Genomic DNA, 20,850 nt, shown 5'->3' with positions numbered 1-20,850 from the left:
GCTCCCAGGCCTTTATATACAAGTCCAACATGCGCCCTGTTATTGGAAACGACATAAAGTTGTTGCGGACACAAGCTGCGACACAGCTCAATGTCCTGGCAGCACTGCGGCAAGTTGTTCTCAAATACAAAGGCATTTTTCACTACAAATTCGGGTGGAAGCTGATTACGGTCTGCGATGTCCTGAATGTAACGCACAGTGACTGCTCCGAGCGATTGAAGTTGTTCCCCCTCCTCTTCGCTGTGTACAAGTACGACAACCGCAAATCCCCTCTTCAGTAATACATCCACAAAATTCTTTCCCGCCTCACCATGTCCTGTCGATACAACTATCATTGCTTCATCCATTGCCGCCAACCTCGCCTTCACATCAGATCCTGCAAATGCCGTCTGGAGTACGTTATGTGCGAATCATAGTCCTCTATCTTCGTCCCCGCAATTCAACTGAATCCGATTTCTGCACTGTTCTGATTCATTCCTGGCAATTCTGGTGATCGTTTCTTATTTAACCTTCTCTTTTCGCTGTCATACGCCATGTTGCTCGGTCTATCATGAGCGGAAGAAAAAATCGGGTTATTCGAGTTTAAAACGCAGATATATCTCTTGTTAATCGCTTACATGTGTGAATTTCAAACCAAAAATCGGTAAAACAGGCCTTTTTCAATGGGAATTTATTTTACTTCAGCTTCAATCAGTCGTAACATAATCGGCAGAATAGTGATAACAATAAGGTGATTTTGCCTATGGAGGTTGGAACGGTGATTGCATGTTGTGATGTGAAAATACGATCGGAGATTCATGTTAATGCCCGGATCAGTTCCATGGAGATTATTCGGTACGATATGCGAAAATTACCATTTATAGAGTGTGAACAGGTATACCGTTATTGTGGATTGTTCAAAATCTCATGCGGGCATGTTCATGGTTTTGCCGAATTTGAACTGCCCGAGGGTTCCCATCCCCCTGATCTGGTGCAATGGGCTTCGGTGTTCAGAGCTTTAAAGGGCATGGACATTTCACAGGTCATGCACTATATGAAGCAGCACCAGACGCTCTTGGGAAACGAACGTATGCTGTTTCTACATGAAGCCGTCAGCCATTTGCTTCTCAACCTGGAGCAAGCCAGCACTTCTGATGATAGGTTAAGCCAGGAAGAAATCCGTACCTTTCTGATGCAATATGCCCTGACGTATTATTCTTTTTGACACCTTTCGTTCCGAAGAAAAGATACATAAAAATGCAAATAAACCCTGGTGATATACACCGGGTCTCTTTGCATTTTCTGACCTGTTTTTTTTCATTTTTTCTCTTATTGCGGTTCAGTAAATTTCACAACGATTAGTGCTTCCCCATTAGCTTGAACAGGGCCTGTGAAATTAGCCATCACCTGTTCAATCCGATCGTTCCCATTGGGAATGATCACAGGTGTAATCAGTGGAAGTCCTGCAGCCTGAATGGCTTCCATGTCAAATTCAATCAACAGTTGTCCTGCGGTTACGATGTCCCCGCTATTCACATGTGCGGTAAAACCTTCCCCCTTCAATCCAACAGTATTAATCCCAATATGCACAAGCATCTGAGCACCCGTCTCATGTTCCAGAATTACCGCATGTTTGCTCTTAATCATCACATGAGCGATAACGCCGTTAAAAGGTGCAAATACTTTGCCCTCAGAAGGCTCGATAGCGATCCCTTCTCCCATATGCTTTTCCGAGAATGCAGGATCAGGAACCTGCTCCAGAGCAACGGCTGTGCCTGTCATCGGTGAGGCAATCTCCAGGATACCTACTTTTGTACGATGGTTCACAGCCTGGCTGGCAGATGAGTTTGACTTTTGCGTCAGAACTTCCGACTTGTTCTCTTCTTCTGCATGAGATATTTCCTCCGCAACTGGCTGATCTTTATATCCAAAGAACCAGGTAAGTGCAAAGGCAATCCCCATAGCAACCACATTGGACAAAATGTACAAAGGCAATTGACTGTTCAAATACAGCAGAGTTCCCGGAATAACCGTCACCGCCATACCAGTACCTTGCAAATGGAACAAGGAGGCGAGAAATCCGCCCACTGCGCCTCCGACAAGACCCATGATAAATGGTTTCATGTATCGCAAGTTAACCCCGAAGATAGCAGGTTCGGTAATCCCAAGAAATGCAGAAAATGACGAAGGAAGTGCGAGTGCTTTCAGTTTAGTGTTTTTGGTTTTCAACCCCACCGCCAGGCAAGCCGCTCCTTGTGCAGCCATAGCACAGGTAATAATCGCGTTGAACGGGTTAAATCCCGTTTTCTCCAGCAATTGTATCTCCAGAAAGTTAAAGATGTGGTGAACACCGGTAACGACAATAATTTGATGAAAGAAACCAATAATAATACCCGCAATACCAAATGGCAGTCCCAATACGGCAGTCGTTCCATGCAGCACCCACTCCTCCAGGGAATGGAATACCGGGCCAATCGCGAAGAGTCCCAACGTAATCATGACCGTCAGCGTAATAAAAGGGGTGAGAATTAAGTCCAGTGCCTCCGGTACACGTCTTCTCAGAACTTTCTCAAACTTCGCTCCGATCAACCCCACGAAGAATGCAGGCAGCACGGAGCCCTGATACCCGACTACCGGTATGAACCCGAACATATGCAGTGGTTGTGCCGATCCATCGGCCACAGCGTACGCATTTGGCAGCGCCGGATTCACAAGCATCAAACCCAAAACGATACCCAGAACCGGACTCCCGCCAAATACGCGGAACGCAGACCAAGCTACAAGTGCAGGCAGAAATGCAAATGCTGTATCCGTCAGGATCTGAGTAAATAGCAGGAAATTGGGCGAAATGTCTTCAGGTGTTGCACCAAACAGCGAAAGAATTTCATTCTGAGTGAGCAGCCCTCGCAGACCCATGAACAGCCCCGTTGCCACGAGCACAGGAATAATCGGTACAAAAACGTCACCAAACGTACGAATGGCCCGTTGAAAAGCATTGCCTTCCTTTTTGCCCTGACTCTTGACGTCTTCCTTGGAAGTTCCCTCGACCCCCAGCTTCTCTACCTCTTCAAATATCCGGTTTACGGTTCCCGTTCCAAAAATGATCTGATACTGGCCCGAGTTGAAAAAAGCCCCTTTCACTTTGTCGATGTTCTCGACCTGCTTCTGATCGATCTTGTCCTTGTCATTCACCATGATCCGAAGACGTGTTGCACAATGTGCACATGATGCAATATTTTCATTGCCCCCGATGGCACGAATAACGTCCTGGGCAATCTGCTGATTATCCGACATGGTAATTCATTCCTCTCACGTTATATCTAATAATCCCATTTTGATGCCTGAAATTCTGCCTTGCCTCCCTGTACAAAGAAGCGAATCTCCGTACTTTCCTTGCTTGGGAAGATACGGCTTGTGAATACCTCTTCTCCATCATTGACAAAAATCTCAACAGAAGAAGAATCCACAAACATATGAAACTTAAGCACGTCCGCATTCAGTGCGCAGCGCCGTACATTTCCATTCTGCTCCCCAAGTGTGGCGCCTGACTGGGAGCGATCCAGAATTACTTTCTGTGTCAAACGATCATACTTCAACACGGTCTTCTCTCCTGCGCTTGCCCGGAATTCAATGCCTACGGTCTCTGCGTCAAAATCACGGATCTCGCATTCCAACTCATAAGCAATTCCAGCAAAGTCCGCGAAAGATCGAGTCTCATTATCAAGTGTGAATTCCATATGAGTCCCTTCTGAATCCCCGCGCAGCTTCACCATTTCAGAGACTGGCTGCTGGATTAACTTCCCCTCCCGGAGTGACAACTGCCGCGGAATCGTCAGGCAATGAGCCCATCCACTCTGGTCTGTCGGATACTCCAAATCCGGGAGCCCCATCCATCCCACCAGCATTCGTCTTCCATCTGGCGCCTGCATCGTCTGCGGGGCATAGAAGTCAAATCCGCGATCCAGCTCCTGAAACGGACCATGTTCGAAATGCCTTGTCTGAAGATCCAGTGGTTCGCCAATCAGATAGCCCGACTGAAAGATATTGTGATACCAATCTCCCTGACTCTCTATTCCTTGCGGCGAAAAGATAAGCACACCCTGACTTTGCAGCTCCATATAATCGGGGCACTCCCACATGTAGCCAAACTTCGGTAGCCCAGTATGGATCTCTCCAAGAAACGTCCAGTTTCTGAGATCTGATGAGCGATATAATACCATGCATCCGGTCTCATCTACACGCTGGGCTCCGATCACACAATAATACGTGTTACCCTGCTTCCATACCTTCGGGTCTCTGAAATGTTCCGTGTAGCCAGAAGGTACTTCAGAGATTACAGGTCGATCCACTTTGGTTATTGAACCGCTTTCATCCATAATCGCCAGACACTGATACGGATGTCTAATCCAGTCTTCATCTCTTGTATTGCCAGTGTATAGCAGATGCAGTTGGCCATCTTTTTCAATAGCACTGCCCGAATATGCCCCGTGGGAGTCATAAGTGTCCCCCGGCTGGATTCCAATTCCGACTTCTTCCCAGTGCACCAGATCCGTTGACCGGGTGTGATACCAATACTTCATTCCATGCTCGGTTCCGAGTGGGAACCACTGATAGAACAGATGATAATACCCCTGATAATAAGAGAATCCGTTCGGATCGTTAAGCAGTCCGGTTATCGGCTGGATATGGTAATCCTGTCTCCATGGACAAGTAGAGATTAAAGCTTCCAGCATGCCTATTTCTCCAGGCTCTGCCTGATCGATTCGTCTGTAGCGTTGCTCTCTAGTCATTTTCATAAAAAGTGTTCTCCATCCTAGCGAAAAGTAAAACTCAAATTCGAGGAACCGGTTCCAATTTACTCAAAAAAATAATTCCATTTGGCTTTGTCGCCTACGCCGTGTTCCCACATATCCGTATTAGACATTCAATGTGGAACCGGTTCGATGGAATTATCATAAAGGATTCATTTATATCTTGTCAACGCTTTCTCGTGGAATAATCTCCACATCAAGGATCGTGCACTGCTCCACAAGCTCGCCTTTTACCAGACGAATAATGTGCTGGGCCGCCACTTGACCTGCCTCAAAATAATGATATTTTACTGTCGTTAGCGTAGGATGAATCATCTCGGTAATTTCATAACCGCCAAATCCGGTAACCGATAAATCCTGCGGGATTTGTATCTTATTAGAAAAAGAAATCTTCATCACACCCAGTGCGATGTTATCTGTTGCGCCCACAATAATGGTCGGTTTGCTTTCTTTCAAAATCGCTTCTGCGGTAATGATAGCCTCGGACATTTTGAAGCTTGTCTCATAATACGTCACATCACATCCGCCACATTCGTCGATCGCACGCTTGAACCCCTGTTTGCGATGGATTCCTACCGCCTGGTCTCTCTCGGTAACGCCAATATAGACGATTTTCCGGTGGCCCTTTTCCACAACATGCTTACCCATCTCATATCCCGCCTGATCATCATTATGAACCAGACTGTGTAGCTGTTCATGCTGCTGCCCTACCAATAGGACTGGAATTCCGATGTCTTCAACAGCTTTCAGATGTGCATCGGTCACTTCTGCGGCAAGCAGAATAATGCCGGATACCTTCTGTCTGGCAAAGTCATATATGGCATCAATCTCGCGTTGCATATCCTGGCTCGTATTCGCGATCAGCATCTGGTACTGATTATTTCTTAATTCTTCATCGATGCCGATCAATGTCTGAGAGGTCGCAAAGGAATCCAGACGAGGAACAACCGTTCCAATAATACTGGTTTTTTTGGCTTTGAGACTCTGTGCAAACGTATTGGGTACGTAATTGTATTGTTTAATAATGCGCTCAATTTTCTGCCGTGTATCTTCACTAACCGAACCACCATTCAGGAAACGAGAGACTGTGCTCTTCGCCACGCCTGCCATTTGGGCGATATCCGAAATCGTTTTATTCATAACTTCTCCTTTTATTCTCATTCGCTTGAATTCACTTATATTACCTTATATTATACTTCGAATGGCAAACCCTTGCGAATACTATTCCCATCGAGTTATTAATAAATCTCACGGAACACTGGAAGTGCGTGTATAATGCGTCACGGTAAAGCGTTATTGATGCATGGCATTAATTCAGCTTCTTGCAGACAAGGAACATGAGATGCTAGTATAACTTCAATTCATAACATCATCATGAATTACAGCACAGAACATTATTATTCATACAGGCTATGACGGAAAGAGTACGCGGAGTTATCGTTCATTACAGGGACGCGGTGCCGAAGACTGAAAGCACCCGAAAGGAACACGCCGCCGAAGTTCACTCCCGAGCCGATTGCTGAAGAGCTGCTCCTCATGGATTCAGCTTCTAGGACAATCCGTTCCTTGCGTTAAAAGGTCAAAGTGAGAAACAGATCGGCTGTATTCAATCAGCAGAACCGTTTCTAATTAGGGTGGTACCACGGCTTCTTCGTCCCTTACGGATGAAGGGCCTTTTTGTGTTTTTTGCATAAACCTATATTGAAGGAGTGGATCAGAATGGATCAAAGCATGAACTTGGAACAATTAAGAGGCCGATTGAGTGAAATTAACCATAACCTCCTGCACTTGTTGTCAGAACGGGCCCAAATTACACAGGAAATTGGTCAAATCAAGGAAAAACAGGGGGTACCCAAGTTTGATCCGGTTCGCGAAAAAGAAATGCTGGAGGAATTGACTGCCGCCAATCCAGGGCCTTTCCAAGACGATGCCATCAAACTCCTGTTCAAACAAATTTTCCAGGCTTCCCTGAACCTTCAGGTCGACGAACACAAGAAACAGCTGCTCGTTAGCCGCAAAAATCAGCAGGAAGATACTGTCGTCTCCATCGGAAACGTCAAGGTTGGCGCAGGCAAACCGATCATGATTGCTGGACCGTGCTCGGTTGAAAGTTACGAGCAGGTACGCGAGGTCGCAGCAGCGCTGAAAGCAGCCGGCATTACCGTGATGCGCGGAGGTGCTTTCAAACCTCGTACTTCTCCATATGACTTCCAGGGACTCGGAATCGAAGGATTGAAAATTCTGAAGGAAGTTGCCGATGAGTTCGGGCTGAAGACCATTAGTGAGATTGTGCATCCAAGTCATATTGAACTGGCTGGCGAGTATATTGATGTGATCCAGATCGGTGCCCGTAACATGCAAAACTTTGAACTGCTCAAGGCTGCGGGAGATGTAAACATCCCTATTCTGCTGAAACGCGGGTTGTCTGCAACCATTGATGAATTCGTGCATGCTGCGGAATATGTTGTCTCTCGGGGTAACAAACAGGTCATGCTGATTGAACGAGGCATTCGCACGTATGAAAAAGCAACCCGAAATACACTCGACATCTCTGCTGTACCGATTCTGAAACAGGAAACTCACCTGCCTGTACTTGTGGATGTAACCCACTCTACCGGTCGCAAAGACATTCTCGCTCCTTGTGCCAAGGCAGCTCTGGCAGCGGGTGCAGATGGTGTTATGGTTGAGGTTCATCCAAATCCGGCGGTGGCCCTCTCGGATAGCGCACAGCAATTAAACATCGAGCAATTCAATCAGTTCCTCACATCTGTGAGACAATCGGGGTTGCTGAAGGATCAATAGGTTAATTAACAAACAATAAAAGCCTGACTAAAATGTGTGGTCATTCAAATGCTGTATGACCACACATTTTTCAGGCTTTTGATCATCTTAATTTCCTAGCAGGAGTCTCTGTTCCAGTACATGACAGGAAGCTTTGACTGTATTCTCCCTTTCCTCATACCTCAATAATAATGGGCAGAATCATCGGTCTTCGTTTCGTCTGAGCGTAGATGTAATGACCAATCTCGTCTTTCAGCTTTCTTTTGATCACATTCCATTGATTCGCTCCGCTTTCGGTTAGTTCATTCATCTTGTTCTGAACCAGTTCATGAATTTCTTTCATGAATTCCTCGGAGTCTTTCACAAATACAAAACCTCTGGAGATAATTTCAGGTGATGTAACCATATGCTTCTCCGTTTTGCTCAGCGTAGCCACAATCACCAACATTCCATCGGAGGACAGTTGCCGGCGGTCACGCAGCACGATATTCCCGACATCGCCCATGAGCAGACCATCAACCAGACTGTTGCCTGAAGCAATTTTGGGACCCGGAGAAGCAACGCCATCTTTGTACTGAATCATATCCCCATTATTCACGATAAATACATGATCTCGTTCAATCCCCACAGACTCCGCGAGCTGTCTATGCTGATACAACATACGGAACTCGCCGTGAACAGGAATCAGATAATCAGGCTTCATCAGGGTCAGCATCAGTTTGAGTTCTTCCTGGCTACCATGTCCTGATACATGCATGCCTGCTGCGCCGCTAGAACCATAAATAACGCGTGCACCGAGCACATACAGATTATCAATGACATGCGCAAGATTGCGTTCGTTTCCCGGGATCGCACCAGCGGCAATGATAACGGTATCTCCAGGTGCAATCTTCACATGAGGATGTTTGGAGGCAGCCAGGCGGGATAATGCAGCCATCGTCTCACCCTGACTTCCCGTACAGAGCACAACGACCTCATCAGGTGGAAACTGGTCCGAATCCATTGCTTCAATGAGCAGCCCGTCAGGAACATCCAGGTATCCCAGTTCACTGGCTACAGATACTACATTGATCATGCTTCTGCCAAGCAGAGCCAGCTTACGTCCCGTCTCGAATGCAGCATTAACAATTTGCTGTACCCTGCTTACGTTGGACGCAAAGGTTGAGATAAATACTTTTTGTTTGGCACGAATGAACGCATCCAATATGTGATCACCGACGACACGCTCGGAAGGCGTGAATCCGGGTCTCTCTGCATTCGTGCTTTCGGACAGCAGTACGTGAACACCTTGTTTGCCAATCTCGGCCATACGATGCAGATCGGGATATGGCCCATTAACAGGAGACATATCAAACTTGAAATCCCCGGTATGGACGACATTGCCGCCCGGTGTCTGAAAGAAAATGCCGAGACAATCCGGTATGCTGTGACTGGTTGCAAAAAAAGAAACCTCAATGGCGCCCAGCTTAATACTGGATTTGGAGTCAACCGTATGGATCTCCGCTTTGCGCAGCAGCCCATGCTCTTTCAGTTTAAGCTCAATTAATCCTCGTGTCAGTCTGGACGCATACACAGGGATATTGATTTGTTTTAACAAATAAGGAATGCCTCCAATGTGGTCTTCATGTCCATGAGTAACCACAAGCGCTCTTACCTTTTCCTGATTTTCCAGCAGATACGTCACATCCGGAATGATGAGATCGATCCCCGGCAGGGTTTCATCCGGAAATTTGGAACCACAGTCGATGACAATGATGTCCTGATTATACTGGATAAGATACATGTTCTTGCCTATTTCATTCAAACCGCCAAGTGCAGCAATATACAATTTGTTGTGGGCGAGATTCAAATCGGATTGATCCTCCTCTGCGTTGCAATAATGATAATAATGCGTTGTATTTTTCTATGTATTTTTAGTATGGGAATTCTGACCGCAGTTATGCATTTCTGAGCTATTTTCATACAAAAAGGCCACAGCGAAGGGTTTCTCCACTGTGGCTTGCATCATCTGAACGATGAATAATACAATAATTGCATAAATAATCATGATTCCAACTAACAACGCTTCTAATCTTATACCGCAAACTAAATATTTATTATACGAAAGACTTATCGCGCTGAAGCAAAACTTCCTGTTCATACGTTTTAATCTCAGCAATCCACTGCTCACGTACAGGCACTTGCTGCTGAGCGCAATAATAATCCCAGATCGCGCCGAATGGATAGGACTTGAACTCCTCTGTCAAAGCAAGGCGAAGCGTATAATCCTTGGCCAGTTCAGCTGATTTCAGGGCATCCACAGGTTCCAACATTGCACGCAGCAGTGCTTTAATCGTATTACGTGTGCCAACCACCCACGCAGCAACCCGGTTGATGCTTCCATCAAAGAAATCGAGGCCGATATGTGTCGTTGGAAGCAGATCATGACGTACCAGTTCGCGGGCGATTTCCAGCAGCTCATCATCCATAATGACAACATGGTCACTGTCCCAACGCATTGGACGGCTGACATGCAGTAGAATACCGCTGGTAAACAGGGCCAGCGAAGACAGTTTGTTGGATATCACTTCCGTTGGATGAAAATGTCCGGCATCAAGGCAGATTAACGTATCATTTTGCAGTCCATAGCCCATATAGAATTCATGCGAACCCACAACATACGCTTCGGAACCAAGGCCAAAGAGCTTGCTCTCTACCGCATCCAGATGATACTTCGGATCAAGCTTCTCAGCAAATACCTCATCAAGAGAATCCTTGAGCCGTTTCCGCGGTGTCATCCGATCGATCGGATTATCCTTGAACCCGTCCGGAACCCACACATTGGTTACACAGGTCTGACCCAACTGCTCACCAAAGTAAGCGCCAATCCGGCGGGATGCTTTGCAGTGGTCAATCCAGAACTTGCGAATCTCCGGATCAGGGTGACTTAGCGTGAATCCATCACTTGATTTTTCATGAGAAAAGCAGGTTGGATTGAAATCCAGACCGAGCCCCTGTTCTTTGGCCCATTTTACCCAGTTCTCATAATGCTTTGGCTCAATCCGATCCAGCTCCACTTGTTCGTCCGTATCCGCGTAAATCGCATGCAAATTAACCTTATGTTTGCCGGGAATCATGGAGAATGCTTGCTCCAGGTCTGCCCGAAGCTCTGCAGGTGTCGTTGCAGCCCCCGGATACTGTCCTGTAACGGATATTCCGCCCGTGAGTTCTCCGTCTTTATTCAGAAAGCCTTTTACATCGTCCCCTTGCCAACAGTGGACAGACACTTTGATCTCCGCGAGTTTCTTCAACACTTCATCCGTATCAATTCCATGCTGCGCATATAATGATTTGGCTGCTTCATATGCTTGCTTGACTTGATTTTCCATGTGCGAGAACCCTCCTTATTATCGTGTAAATGCTGCCGGCACACCGCCATCAATGGTCATCATGCATCCGGTTGTTTTTTCCGATCTGGAAGAGGCAAAGAAGGCAATGCCTTCCGCAATGTCTCTTGGATAAATATTGACGAGCAAAGTCGTACGTTTACGATAGTACTCTTCCAGTTGGTCCGGTTCGATGCCGTAGGCTGCTGCACGTTCATTTCTCCATGAACCGTTCCAGATCGCTGAACCTTGCAGGATGGCATCCGGGAGAATTGTATTCACACGAATACCGTATTCCCCACCTTCCGCCGCGATGCAGCGAGCCAAATGAGCCTCAAGCGCTTTGGCCGAGCTGTAAGCGGAGGCGCTTTTACCCGCATAAACCGAGTTTTTGGACCCGATAAATACCATACTTCCGCCAATTCCCTGCTGTTTCATCAATTTGAAAGCCTCACGCGCCACAAGGAAATACCCCGTACCCAGCACACTCATATTCAGGTTCCATTCCTTTAACGAGGTTTCGTCAAATGGACTGGAGGTGGCCAAGCCCGCATTATTTACGATGATATCCACTCCGCCATATTGGACAGCAACTTCGGCATACGCAGATTGCACCGCTTCCTCATCGGTCACGTCCATCTTCAATGCATATGCGCGATTCGCACCATATTGATCGTTAATTTCCTGAGCTACCTTCTGCGCACCTTCAAGGTTGAGGTCCGCGAGAACGACGTGTGCCCCTTCAGATACTAATCTGCGTGCTGTTTCACTTCCAATTCCACCGGCACCCCCAGTAATGAATGCCACTTTGCGGGAAAATTCGGTCTCTGCCGGAGCCAGCGATAATTTGTACAGCTCAAGCGGCCAGTACTCTACATTGTAGGATTCATTGGCGCTGAGGGATACGAATTGGCCCAAACTTGTCGCACCACGCATCACGGCAATGGCTCTATGATACAATGCCCCGCTTACCTGGGACAGCGCCCAGCTCTTGCCTGTGTTGATCATGCCCACACCCGGGATGAGAATGACACGAGGTGCAGCTTCGAACATCACGTCGCCTTCGTTTTTGTTACTTTCAAAATACGCTTGATATTGTTCTTTGTAGGTGGCTACGCCTTCCACCAGCTTGGATTTCAGCCCTTCGATATCCTCCGCGTCTGGTGTCCAATCAATGAATAGAGGTACCACTTTGGTGTGCACCAAATGATCCGGGCACGCCGCGCCCACCTGTGACAGTTCTGGTGAGTCCACTCCTCCAACAAAGGCAAGCACATCCTCCTGATCGTCAAAGGACAAAATCATTTTTTTGCTATCCGATACCGCTCCCCGAATAGTTGGCATTACTTTGGATACGATCTGGCGACGAACTTCTGCCTCAAACGCAGGATGCTTCTCTCCGCCAAACAGGCTTCCTTCGTCAACACGTGCTTCAATGAAGGTTTCCGCTTCATTAATAATTTTGATCGTCTGCGCGTAACATTCTTCCGATGTTTCTCCCCAAGTCACAAGTCCGTGCTTCTCCATCAGAACCAGTTCGGCATTCGGATTCGAGAATACGCTTTCAGCAATCATCTTGGATAGTGTGAATCCTGGACGCACATAAGGAACCCATACAAATCGATCCCCGTAAATCTCTTTCGCCAGTTCTTTTCCGTTATCTGCACAACACAGACTAATAATCGCATCCGGATGGGTATGGTCCACATGTTTATATGGAAGGAACGCATGCAGCAACGTCTCAATGGACGCACGCGGGTGTTTGGAATCGATCATGCAATGTCCCAGATATTCGACCATCTCTTCATCCGACATGGATTCACGTTCGATTAGTGGACGAATGTCTTCAAGTCCAAGACCTGTAAAATGCTTCGCCTGCATAGAAGCTAGGTCGGATCCACTGCCTTTTACATACATCACTTCTATATCACGGCCGCGAAAATCTTTCACCGTCGTTTTGGTAGACGTGTTGCCTCCGAAAATGTTACATACACGGCGATCTGAGCCAATCAGATTGGATCGGTAGACCAGTTGCTCCAGTCCGGTTGTTTTCTCCGAGGCCTGTGATGAATTCCATAAACTCTGTACCATTTGTTCCCCTCCGATAATGTTTGTTTTATTCCTAATCTGAGTTTATCATCTTTGTTTTGTTTTGAAAACAAAAGATTTTAAATATAAACGGAAAAATTCAAAAGGAAGTTGTTCTAATGATTTACTATTAAAAAAACACCCTGACGTATTGGTCAGAGTGTTTGGGTGAGAATTTTATCCTCCAAAGAAACTTGAATGCTTCTCGGTAATTGTTGGAACCTTGTATGGAAAGATAGATCCTAGTAAATCCCTGCTTTTTGGGATGTATTTTTAATTCCATAGGTGTCGTTAACGACCGTGTTGCCAAAGCTTGTCAAACTTCCATTAGGGCCCGTAGCCAAATCCAAATAGCTCAAATCAGAGTTGTTGCCATACCAGGACCAAGCGAGCCAGCCCACGCCTTTTTCCTGACCATATTTCATGATCGCATATTCATCGACATCCCCGTTCGTGTGATACCCACCAAACTCACCGATAATCAGGGCCAATCCTTTGTTCAGCACACTTTCCATGTTGGCTTTGACGGTTGCCGCATCTTTACCGGCATATTCATACATGTGAATGGAGAATACCGTGTTTTTCTGTGAATCTGCTGCAAATACACTTTGTCCATAGTCCACGATGGATTGTGGGTACTGCCCCCAGCCGGCTGCATCCACAATCAATGTATTGTTAATACCGGCATTTCTTAACTTTGGAATCGCCTTTTTGTATCCATCAGCCCAGGCACTGCCGTTCCATGTTCCATACCATTCATTTGCAATATTAACGATAACCCTGTCTTCTTTGCCAATGAGTGCTTCCTTGATGCTAATCCAGTAGTTCACCGCTGCATCCAACGAATTATAGTCATCTTTACCTGTTGCATCATGTACTTCAAGCACCGCAATCATTTTGTTTGCGCTTACAACATTAATGATGTTTTTAACGGCGTTCAGATCGTCTTTCGTGTACTGTACACCATTGGACAGCACAATTCGTACGGTGTTGGCACCTGTTTTGGCAATCGCAGGGATAGCCGTGTTCAGATCATTTTTAAACCAGGAATGTCCATGATTGACACCTCTCATAACAAATGCCTTGCCAGTGGAATCGTACAATTTGCCCCCACTTACATAAAATCCTGTAGCAGCAGACGCTTTGGGCGCAGCACTTCCCAGAATCACTAACATAAGTGCAGCAATTACGGTGAAGACTGTACACTTTTGCAATTTGACCATTCGTTAGAACCTCCTACATTTTTTTGTTTATTTCAATTAACCCTGCTCAAGGCAATAAGTTAACTAAAATCAAGAGTAACTGATATTCAAAAAAAGGTTATTAATATAAGTATAAAATAACTTTTATGAGATAAATAATTTAATTTTATTTACCTTATCGTTAAGGTTATGGATATAATAAAATGAAAACGCTTACTGGTCAAGTTATTTTTACCATGATAAGGAATTAATTTTAGCCCCACAGCAAAGAGAGTACCTCATTCACCGAGAAAAGAAGTGAAAAGGTACTCTCTTTGTTGTATGGAAGGTCAATGAACCTTATCTGCGCCGGGCAAAATCCACAAATCTGAACTTGTCCGGGCGATGCCTCGCCTCTGTGAATTGAAATTGACTGGCGTCCTCAAGGTAAACCTGGCTTCTAACCACGACAACATTGTGGAACCCTTCGAGATCAAGCAACTCCCTATCCTCAGCGGTCGGCTCCTCTACCAATATTTCCTTTTTGGCAAAAGAGATGGTCAGCCCCAACTCTTCTTCAATGTACTCAAAGATGGAGTCATTACATATTTCCTTGCTCAAACCGGGAATAAGCCGCTGGCTTATATGGTCCTTGTCCAGAATGACATGTTCGCCATCCACTTGGCGCACACGTCTAATCTCCCAGACTTTTTCATTCAGACCAAAATTGATTTTTTTGAACAAGGTCTGATCAACCTTTTTTTCTTCAAAAACCTTAACGTACGTTTTGGCCCGATGTCCCATTTTTTTAGCCAGTTCCTTGAAGCTGACAAGACCTGAAATAGGAAAATCGATTTTACGTATATCCAGTACAATGGAGCCCTTGCCTTGAATTTTCTGAATATAACCTTCTTCAGACAGCATTTTCAGCGCCTTGCGAATAGTTTCTCTGGACGTTTGATAACTTTCCGATAGATCCAGTTCCGATGGAAGCAATGTACCTGCTTCAATTTCTCCAGTCCGAATACGAGCTGCAATATCTTCATAGATTCGGATAAATTTATTATTCATTATTCATCACCACTGTCCATTACCCTTTTTTGTCATATTGGCTACCTATTATAACATTAAAAGTTGAACAACCGATAATGTGGCTACTGAAGATGATGAAAGGATGAAGTTACATGTGATTCCATCTACGTCGTTCACTCCGTTTTTAACGTGTTAGTCTTAGCGTCTATACTCGTTCCATTGTTGTCCATAGTTCGGTTCTCTTCTATAATACGGATCAGTTTGTTCAGTCGGAAGATCAGGGCTGCCGCCTCGGATCTGCTCAGATGCTGTAAGGGACGGAAGCTGCCGTCTTCATATCCGGTAAGCATATACATCCCTGCAAGCTCTTCGACCTCTTCTTTGGCCCAATCGGACACATCCATCTGATCCGTAAACGCACGACGTGAAGTTGCAGGTTCCGGCTTGATTTTGCGAATAACATTCGCAATAATCTTCGATGCCTGTTCCCGGGTTACGAGCGCATGTGGAGCAAATTTACCGTTCCCCATGCCATGAACCATATCACGCCTTACGGCGGCTTCTATCTCTAAAGCAAACCAATCCTGATCGTTCACATCCCGAAAAGCGTGCTGATAATCGGCAGATGTGTCCACGCCCATTAATCGCACAATCAGTGCTGTGAACTCAGCTCTTGTAATGGGACGCCGCGGTTCAAAGCGGGTATCACTTACACCTTGAATGATGTTTTGCTCGGCCAGCCATATAATCTGATCTTTATTGAATGTTTGGCCAATATCAATGAATTTGACCTCTTTTTTGGCTCTTGTTTCCGATTTCTCATTTAGCTCAGGTTGAGACACCCCGGTTTGAGCATCCTCCGGTTTGGAGGAAGGTGATGGTGAAGCAGCTCCACTTCCGCTTGGAAGTGGATAGGGAAGAGTCACAGCCGTGGCCTGCTGGCTTTCGCTTTTTTCCCCGGCTGAATTTTCAGTCCACAATGTTACATCATAGCGCTGCCCGCCCGTTAGTCCTGTCCAGATGTAGCTTCGATCTTTTCCACGATAAATCTCCCGCTCACTACTAGAAAGCACGATCGTTTCATTCGAAGATTCCAGCTTCCAGTTCAATGCAATGCTGCTTGTACCCTGGGCGATCGCTGAAACGGTGAATTCATCTGAGGGCAAAGTCTCGAATTCCGGTACACCGACCGTCTCTCCGTCTCCTGCCTCATTGAAAGGGACAATAGAAAAATCGGAATAGCGCTGGGCACTTTTCAATTCAGTCACATGTATCGACGTTTCCATTGTTGTCGCAATCAGCTTGTCTTTTTGATAGATGCGATAGCCCACTGCCCCAGGGATCATATCCCATACAATATCTGCACCATGCTGAGTGCGTTCTTCCACGTGAGGTGAAGAAGAAATTTTGCCAGGCAGCGTTACTGCTTTTAGAGTGAACCCGGCTTCGCTAATGCCGGAAGCATTTACGGTTTTGACGGTATACACATAATTTACTCCAGGCTCAAGCCCCCGGTCCTCATAAAAAGGCTGGTCAACAGACACTCGGCTGATCTCCGCACCGTCACGTTCAATGATGAATTGTTCGGCACCCTTGACATGGCTCTTTTCGAACTTGAGTTGAATGCTCTCCTGTGTCGAACGATATTCCACTTCCTTGGGAGCTTCGGGTTTGGTTAACAGCGTATATTCAAGCTTATGAGATGTATCTCCCTTCTCATTCTCGGTATACAGTTCGATGGAGTAGTTCGTTCCGCCCTCCAGCTCATTCACGATATACTCTTTTTGTTTGCCTCTATACAGCTCCTCACCATTCATTAAAACCACAAATGTTTCGTTGAGGTAAGGAAAATTCCACTCCAATCTGGCATGATCGATCTCCGGATATAGCTTCATCTCAACAGAATCGACATGAGGCAACGTGTAGAATGGAGCAACTACCATTGGGCTTCCGTTACCCGCTGTATTATAAGGAACGATCTGTACTTGATCATACTGGGCTGCAGTGGCAAGCCCTGTAAGTCTGACCTCAGTAATTTCACTCTCTGTAATAGTAGTAACTTCGTCACCCGCTATCATTACAATGTAACCTTCTGCCCCCTGAACCTTTTTCCACTTAATCACTGCCTCCGTCTCTTCAATCACATCTGGACGCAGCGCTTCTGTAACTGTTGCAGGCAGCGTACGCACTTGAACATCAAATCCCGTATCGCTATTGCCGGAAGCATTTGAAGTCTTAACCGTATAAGTGTATCTCCCTCCAGGTGTTAGGTCCTTATCTTCATAAGAAACCCTGTCAGCCGGAATACGGTCAATTTCAATACCATCCCGCAAAATGATGAATTGGTCTGCGCCTCGTGTGGCACTGCCACTCAGATCCAGCGTTGCCGATTGATCGGTTACGTCAGCTATACGTGCTGTTTGTGGAGCTATAGGCTTGGTCAACAAAATCACCTGAACGGGAGAAGAACGGTGACCATCCTCATTCATAACAGTAAGTTCAAACGCATACGTTGTGCCATCCAATAAACTGGCGAGATGGACCGATGGTTCGGACACAGTCTGTACTTCCCCCGTTGTCTGATTGCGTATTTCATATGCGGCGGCTCCCTTTACTGCTTCCCATGCCAGATCAAAAGCGTGCGTTCCCTTGATCACTGTAATCCCATCTGAGGATAGTGGCAGGGTTTGAGTTGTTATTCCATAGGTAAGGGAAGCACCCGAACCACTTGCATTAACCGCCCGGATCTTATACGTATATTTCGTACCTGACGACAAATTCTCATCTACGAATCGGGTTTCGCTCGCATCCATGCGAGCAATCTCTCGCCCATTGCGTTCAATGATGTATTCGTCTGCACCCTTTACCCCTGTTTTGGTAAAATCCAGACTAAGACTGTTTTCCGACACTTCGAATGCCTGAATTTCGACTGGTTTCTCAGGCAATGTCAATACAGATACATTCGTCGCTTCGGATCGGGTCCCTTGTCTGTTAACTGCAACTAGTGTGTAGTGATGCATCGTTCCATCCTCAAGTCCTGAAATAAGGGTCGTCAGCTCTGTTCCACGGTAAATCTCTTTGTTCCCCTGTTGAATTACATACTCCGAGGCACCTGCTACCGAGGCCCATGACAAGTTGGCGTTATGTACCCCTGGTTCAACTACGATTTCTGAAGGCGATGCTGGTTTGGATAATCGAATCAAGCTGGCGGACCGACCGACTCCAGAAGTGTTCACGGCCTGCACTTCCACTAAATACTCCATGCCTGGCGACAATTCTTCAGCCGTATAGGCAAGTCCAGAAGTTCGACCCACTTCGGTCCCATTGATACTCACAATATAGGATTCGGCTGTATTTACAGATTCCCATTCCACCCCAATACTCGTTTCATCCGTACGTGTTACTGTGAGTCCTTCAGGTCTGGTTGGCAAAGTAAGCAGTTCACCACTTGTGGGTGCACCGTAACCGGCAGCATTTCCGGCCTGCACCTGATACGTATAGCGGCGGCTGCCTGATAAATGATGGACTTCAAGCTGTGTATCTGATATCTCATAACTCTGACCCTCAAGAACGACCCGGTACTTCGTGGCTCCAGGTACTGCATCCCATTTGAGTATTGCTCCCGTTTCAATTGGCTGAACAAAATGAAGACCCGAAGGACTCTCGGGAAGTGTCGTTCCAAACACTCGACTCGCTTGACCTTGCCCACTTCCATTACCTGCGTGAACCTCCAACTGATACATTACTCCCGCAGTCAATCCCGTTATGACCCATTCATGCGTTCCCGCAGGCAATGTCTCCCTTTTCTCTCCATTCACAAAGACTTCGTATTGCTCTGCACCTCTTACCGGATTCCAACTTAAACGAAGGCTCGTTGTTGTAGCATTATCTATGCTCAAGCTTTCAACGGACCCGGGCAATGTCACCAGTTTCTGCAAACTTGCTACCGGACCTTCTCCTGTCTCATTTGCAGCCAGCAATTCATAGCTGTACTCTGTACCACTATCCAGGCCTGTGTCCACAAACTCCGTTTCCAATCCTTCGTACACTCCTGATCCAGTACGCGAAAGGCTGTAATACGTGGCTGAAGTTACCATCTCCCATGCAAGAGAGATCTCATGCTCCCGAATCTGAACGGCCGCAAATTCACCAGGTGCTGCAGGCAATGTCAGGAATCCGGCCCTACTACTTTCTCCCGCACCACTCTCATTCAGAGCGGTGACCGAAATCGTATGAATGCTCCCAGGAACCAAATTGGTGATGTACGGAATGCTGGAAGAATCGGAGAATGTCTGATCAAAAACGATTCTTCCATCCGAAGTCGCAGCCATGATACGGTATGCAGTAGCTCCTTGAACCGAATCGAAATGCACTTCTGCCAGCTCAGGCTGGGAATCCACTTTTCGAACTTGTAATGATCCCGGTGCGGCTGGAATCGTGAGTGCACGGACAATTACTGCATCACTTAAGCCGGCATGGTTTCGAGCCCTCACTTCATACTCATAGACTTGACCACCACTTAAGGAATGATCAGTGAGCGTATGTTCGGGATAATCCACTGTCCACGACTTGCCTGTGGATTTATTTATAATTTCATACTGATACCCGTCGGTATACCATTCTCCTGTCGGCAAATCCCACGTAAGTTCCGCTGAAGTCTCATTAATCTGTGTGATGTTCGCATTTGCCGGTTGCTGTGGTTTGCGCTGGATCTGATAAGGCGCTGATACCGTCTCGTATGTATTTCCTGCCCTGTCCATTGTTTTGGCATGGATGTACCAAATGCCTTCCGATTCGATTGAAACAATATGCTCATTGCTATGAGCTTCATTCCAGTTGTCAGGTGATGTGGGACTGTTGGTCACTCTATACCATCGCGAAATCTCATTGATACCCGAATCAGAATCTGCATATTGCACTATAGCAGTTATATCCGTGTCGCTCCAACCCTGTCCATTCGGTGTAAATGTAATCGTTGGAGCAACCTGATCAACATAAGCGGTGCGACTAATCTCCTTGCTAACGTTTCCGACAGCATCTCGCGCTCTGGCTCGAATTACCGTGGGCCCGTTTGCACTCACTGTACCTGAGTTTCCTACAATATAAGGGTCGTCATTCAAACTATATTCATACGATATGGCATGTTCATCTACGCTGCCAGCAATCGTAAATTGTACAGCTTCCTTGCTCCAGCCGGACTGACTTAATGTAATAACCGGCTCTGTTGGAGCAGTCTTATCCAATCGAATGAGTGCTTTTGCTACAGTACTTACATTTCCTACCCGGTCAAGCGAGCGTGCATATACTGTGGTTTGTCCTTCATCGGTAACCTTCACTTCTCCGATGTAATCGATCCAGGGACCTTGTTCGTGTAGACGATATTGGCTCTTTGCAAGCCCACTGCCTGTATCTTCACCGCTGGTTATTGCAAAAGACACATCCTGGTTCGTCCATTCATCGTCACTGAGCGTAATCTTCGGCTCCTCAGGCCCTGTCTTATCGATCCGGGCAGTGGCTGAAGTTGACGCACTGACGTTTGAGGCCCGATCCACACTCCGCGCCTGGATCTCGGTTACTCCTTCCGAATGTATGGTAAAAGGCTCTCGATAATCA

At 46.4% G+C, this 20,850-nt stretch carries 12 protein-coding genes; 2 read left to right on the top strand and 10 right to left on the bottom strand.

Going from position 1 to position 20,850, the window contains the following annotated elements; translation table 11 throughout:
- Nucleotides 1–347: Rossmann-fold NAD(P)-binding domain-containing protein (locus AMS66_RS32775; protein ID WP_160319705.1), on the bottom strand; the 347-nt coding region annotated here is incomplete at its 3' end.
- A 395-nt stretch (nucleotides 348–742) separates the two neighbouring features.
- Between AMS66_RS32775 and AMS66_RS18145 the strand changes: the two genes are divergently transcribed.
- Nucleotides 743–1,204, top strand: coding sequence for a hypothetical protein (locus AMS66_RS18145; RefSeq protein ID WP_053782135.1), 462 nt, complete (start codon nucleotides 743–745; stop codon nucleotides 1,202–1,204).
- A 104-nt stretch (nucleotides 1,205–1,308) separates the two neighbouring features.
- On the opposite strand, the gene AMS66_RS18140 is transcribed toward AMS66_RS18145, so the two are convergent.
- From AMS66_RS18140 to AMS66_RS18130, 3 genes are all read right to left on the bottom strand, one after another.
- Nucleotides 1,309–3,273: a sucrose-specific PTS transporter subunit IIBC gene (locus AMS66_RS18140; RefSeq protein WP_053782134.1), complete on the bottom strand. Its 1,965-nt coding sequence runs from the start codon at nucleotides 3,271–3,273 to the stop codon at nucleotides 1,309–1,311.
- Between the two features lie 26 nt (nucleotides 3,274–3,299).
- Nucleotides 3,300–4,775, bottom strand: coding sequence for a glycoside hydrolase family 32 protein (locus AMS66_RS18135; protein ID WP_053782133.1), 1,476 nt, complete (start codon nucleotides 4,773–4,775; stop codon nucleotides 3,300–3,302).
- 171 nt (nucleotides 4,776–4,946) lie between these two features.
- Nucleotides 4,947–5,930 carry a LacI family DNA-binding transcriptional regulator gene (locus AMS66_RS18130; RefSeq protein WP_053782132.1) on the bottom strand — a complete coding sequence of 328 codons (984 nt, stop codon included), beginning with the start codon at nucleotides 5,928–5,930 and terminating at the stop codon, nucleotides 4,947–4,949.
- Nucleotides 5,931–6,509: 579 nt separating this feature from the next.
- Between AMS66_RS18130 and AMS66_RS18125 the strand changes: the two genes are divergently transcribed.
- Nucleotides 6,510–7,592, top strand: a complete 1,083-nt coding sequence (locus tag AMS66_RS18125; protein ID WP_053782131.1) for a bifunctional 3-deoxy-7-phosphoheptulonate synthase/chorismate mutase — start codon at nucleotides 6,510–6,512, stop codon at nucleotides 7,590–7,592.
- 154 nt (nucleotides 7,593–7,746) lie between these two features.
- Here AMS66_RS18125 and AMS66_RS18120 read toward each other — a convergent pair whose 3' ends face one another.
- The 6 genes from AMS66_RS18120 to AMS66_RS18095 form a co-directional block, all read right to left on the bottom strand.
- Nucleotides 7,747–9,420, bottom strand: coding sequence for a ribonuclease J (locus AMS66_RS18120; protein ID WP_053782130.1), 1,674 nt, complete (start codon nucleotides 9,418–9,420; stop codon nucleotides 7,747–7,749).
- 247 nt (nucleotides 9,421–9,667) lie between these two features.
- Nucleotides 9,668–10,939, bottom strand: coding sequence for an L-rhamnose isomerase (gene rhaA, locus AMS66_RS18115; protein WP_053782129.1), 1,272 nt, complete (start codon nucleotides 10,937–10,939; stop codon nucleotides 9,668–9,670).
- A gap of 18 nt (nucleotides 10,940–10,957) precedes the next feature.
- Complete coding sequence (locus AMS66_RS18110) at nucleotides 10,958–13,027, bottom strand: bifunctional rhamnulose-1-phosphate aldolase/short-chain dehydrogenase (RefSeq protein ID WP_053782128.1); 2,070 nt, start codon at nucleotides 13,025–13,027, stop codon at nucleotides 10,958–10,960.
- Nucleotides 13,028–13,266: 239 nt separating this feature from the next.
- On the bottom strand, nucleotides 13,267–14,199 hold the full coding sequence (locus AMS66_RS18105) for a glycoside hydrolase family 5 protein (protein WP_407944556.1): 933 nt from the start codon (nucleotides 14,197–14,199) through the stop codon (nucleotides 13,267–13,269).
- 366 nt (nucleotides 14,200–14,565) lie between these two features.
- Nucleotides 14,566–15,276 carry a trehalose operon repressor gene (gene treR, locus AMS66_RS18100; protein ID WP_053782126.1) on the bottom strand — a complete coding sequence of 237 codons (711 nt, stop codon included), beginning with the start codon at nucleotides 15,274–15,276 and terminating at the stop codon, nucleotides 14,566–14,568.
- A 134-nt stretch (nucleotides 15,277–15,410) separates the two neighbouring features.
- Nucleotides 15,411–20,789 carry a fibronectin type III domain-containing protein gene (locus tag AMS66_RS18095; RefSeq protein WP_053782125.1) on the bottom strand — a complete coding sequence of 1,793 codons (5,379 nt, stop codon included), beginning with the start codon at nucleotides 20,787–20,789 and terminating at the stop codon, nucleotides 15,411–15,413.
- Between the last annotated feature and the right edge of the window lie 61 nt (nucleotides 20,790–20,850).

Source organism: Paenibacillus xylanivorans (assembly GCF_001280595.1).
Classification (GTDB): Bacteria; Bacillota; Bacilli; order Paenibacillales; family Paenibacillaceae; genus Paenibacillus; species Paenibacillus xylanivorans.
The sequence above is the reverse complement of the archived record's forward strand: the minus strand, read 5'-3'. Positions and strand labels throughout refer to the sequence as shown.

Bases quoted from the DNA above. Each gene is read 5' to 3' on its own strand.
- AMS66_RS18145 (WP_053782135.1), top strand. From the start codon at position 743: ATGGAGGTTGGAACGGTGATTGCATGTTGTGATGTGAAAATACGATCG.
- AMS66_RS18140 (WP_053782134.1), bottom strand. From the start codon at position 3,273: ATGTCGGATAATCAGCAGATTGCCCAGGACGTTATTCGTGCCATCGGG.
- AMS66_RS18135 (WP_053782133.1), bottom strand. From the start codon at position 4,775: ATGAAAATGACTAGAGAGCAACGCTACAGACGAATCGATCAGGCAGAG.
- AMS66_RS18130 (WP_053782132.1), bottom strand. From the start codon at position 5,930: ATGAATAAAACGATTTCGGATATCGCCCAAATGGCAGGCGTGGCGAAG.
- AMS66_RS18125 (WP_053782131.1), top strand. From the start codon at position 6,510: ATGGATCAAAGCATGAACTTGGAACAATTAAGAGGCCGATTGAGTGAA.
- rhaA (WP_053782129.1), bottom strand. From the start codon at position 10,939: ATGGAAAATCAAGTCAAGCAAGCATATGAAGCAGCCAAATCATTATAT.
- AMS66_RS18110 (WP_053782128.1), bottom strand. From the start codon at position 13,027: ATGGTACAGAGTTTATGGAATTCATCACAGGCCTCGGAGAAAACAACC.
- AMS66_RS18105 (WP_407944556.1), bottom strand. From the start codon at position 14,199: ATGTTAGTGATTCTGGGAAGTGCTGCGCCCAAAGCGTCTGCTGCTACA.
- treR (WP_053782126.1), bottom strand. From the start codon at position 15,276: ATGAATAATAAATTTATCCGAATCTATGAAGATATTGCAGCTCGTATT.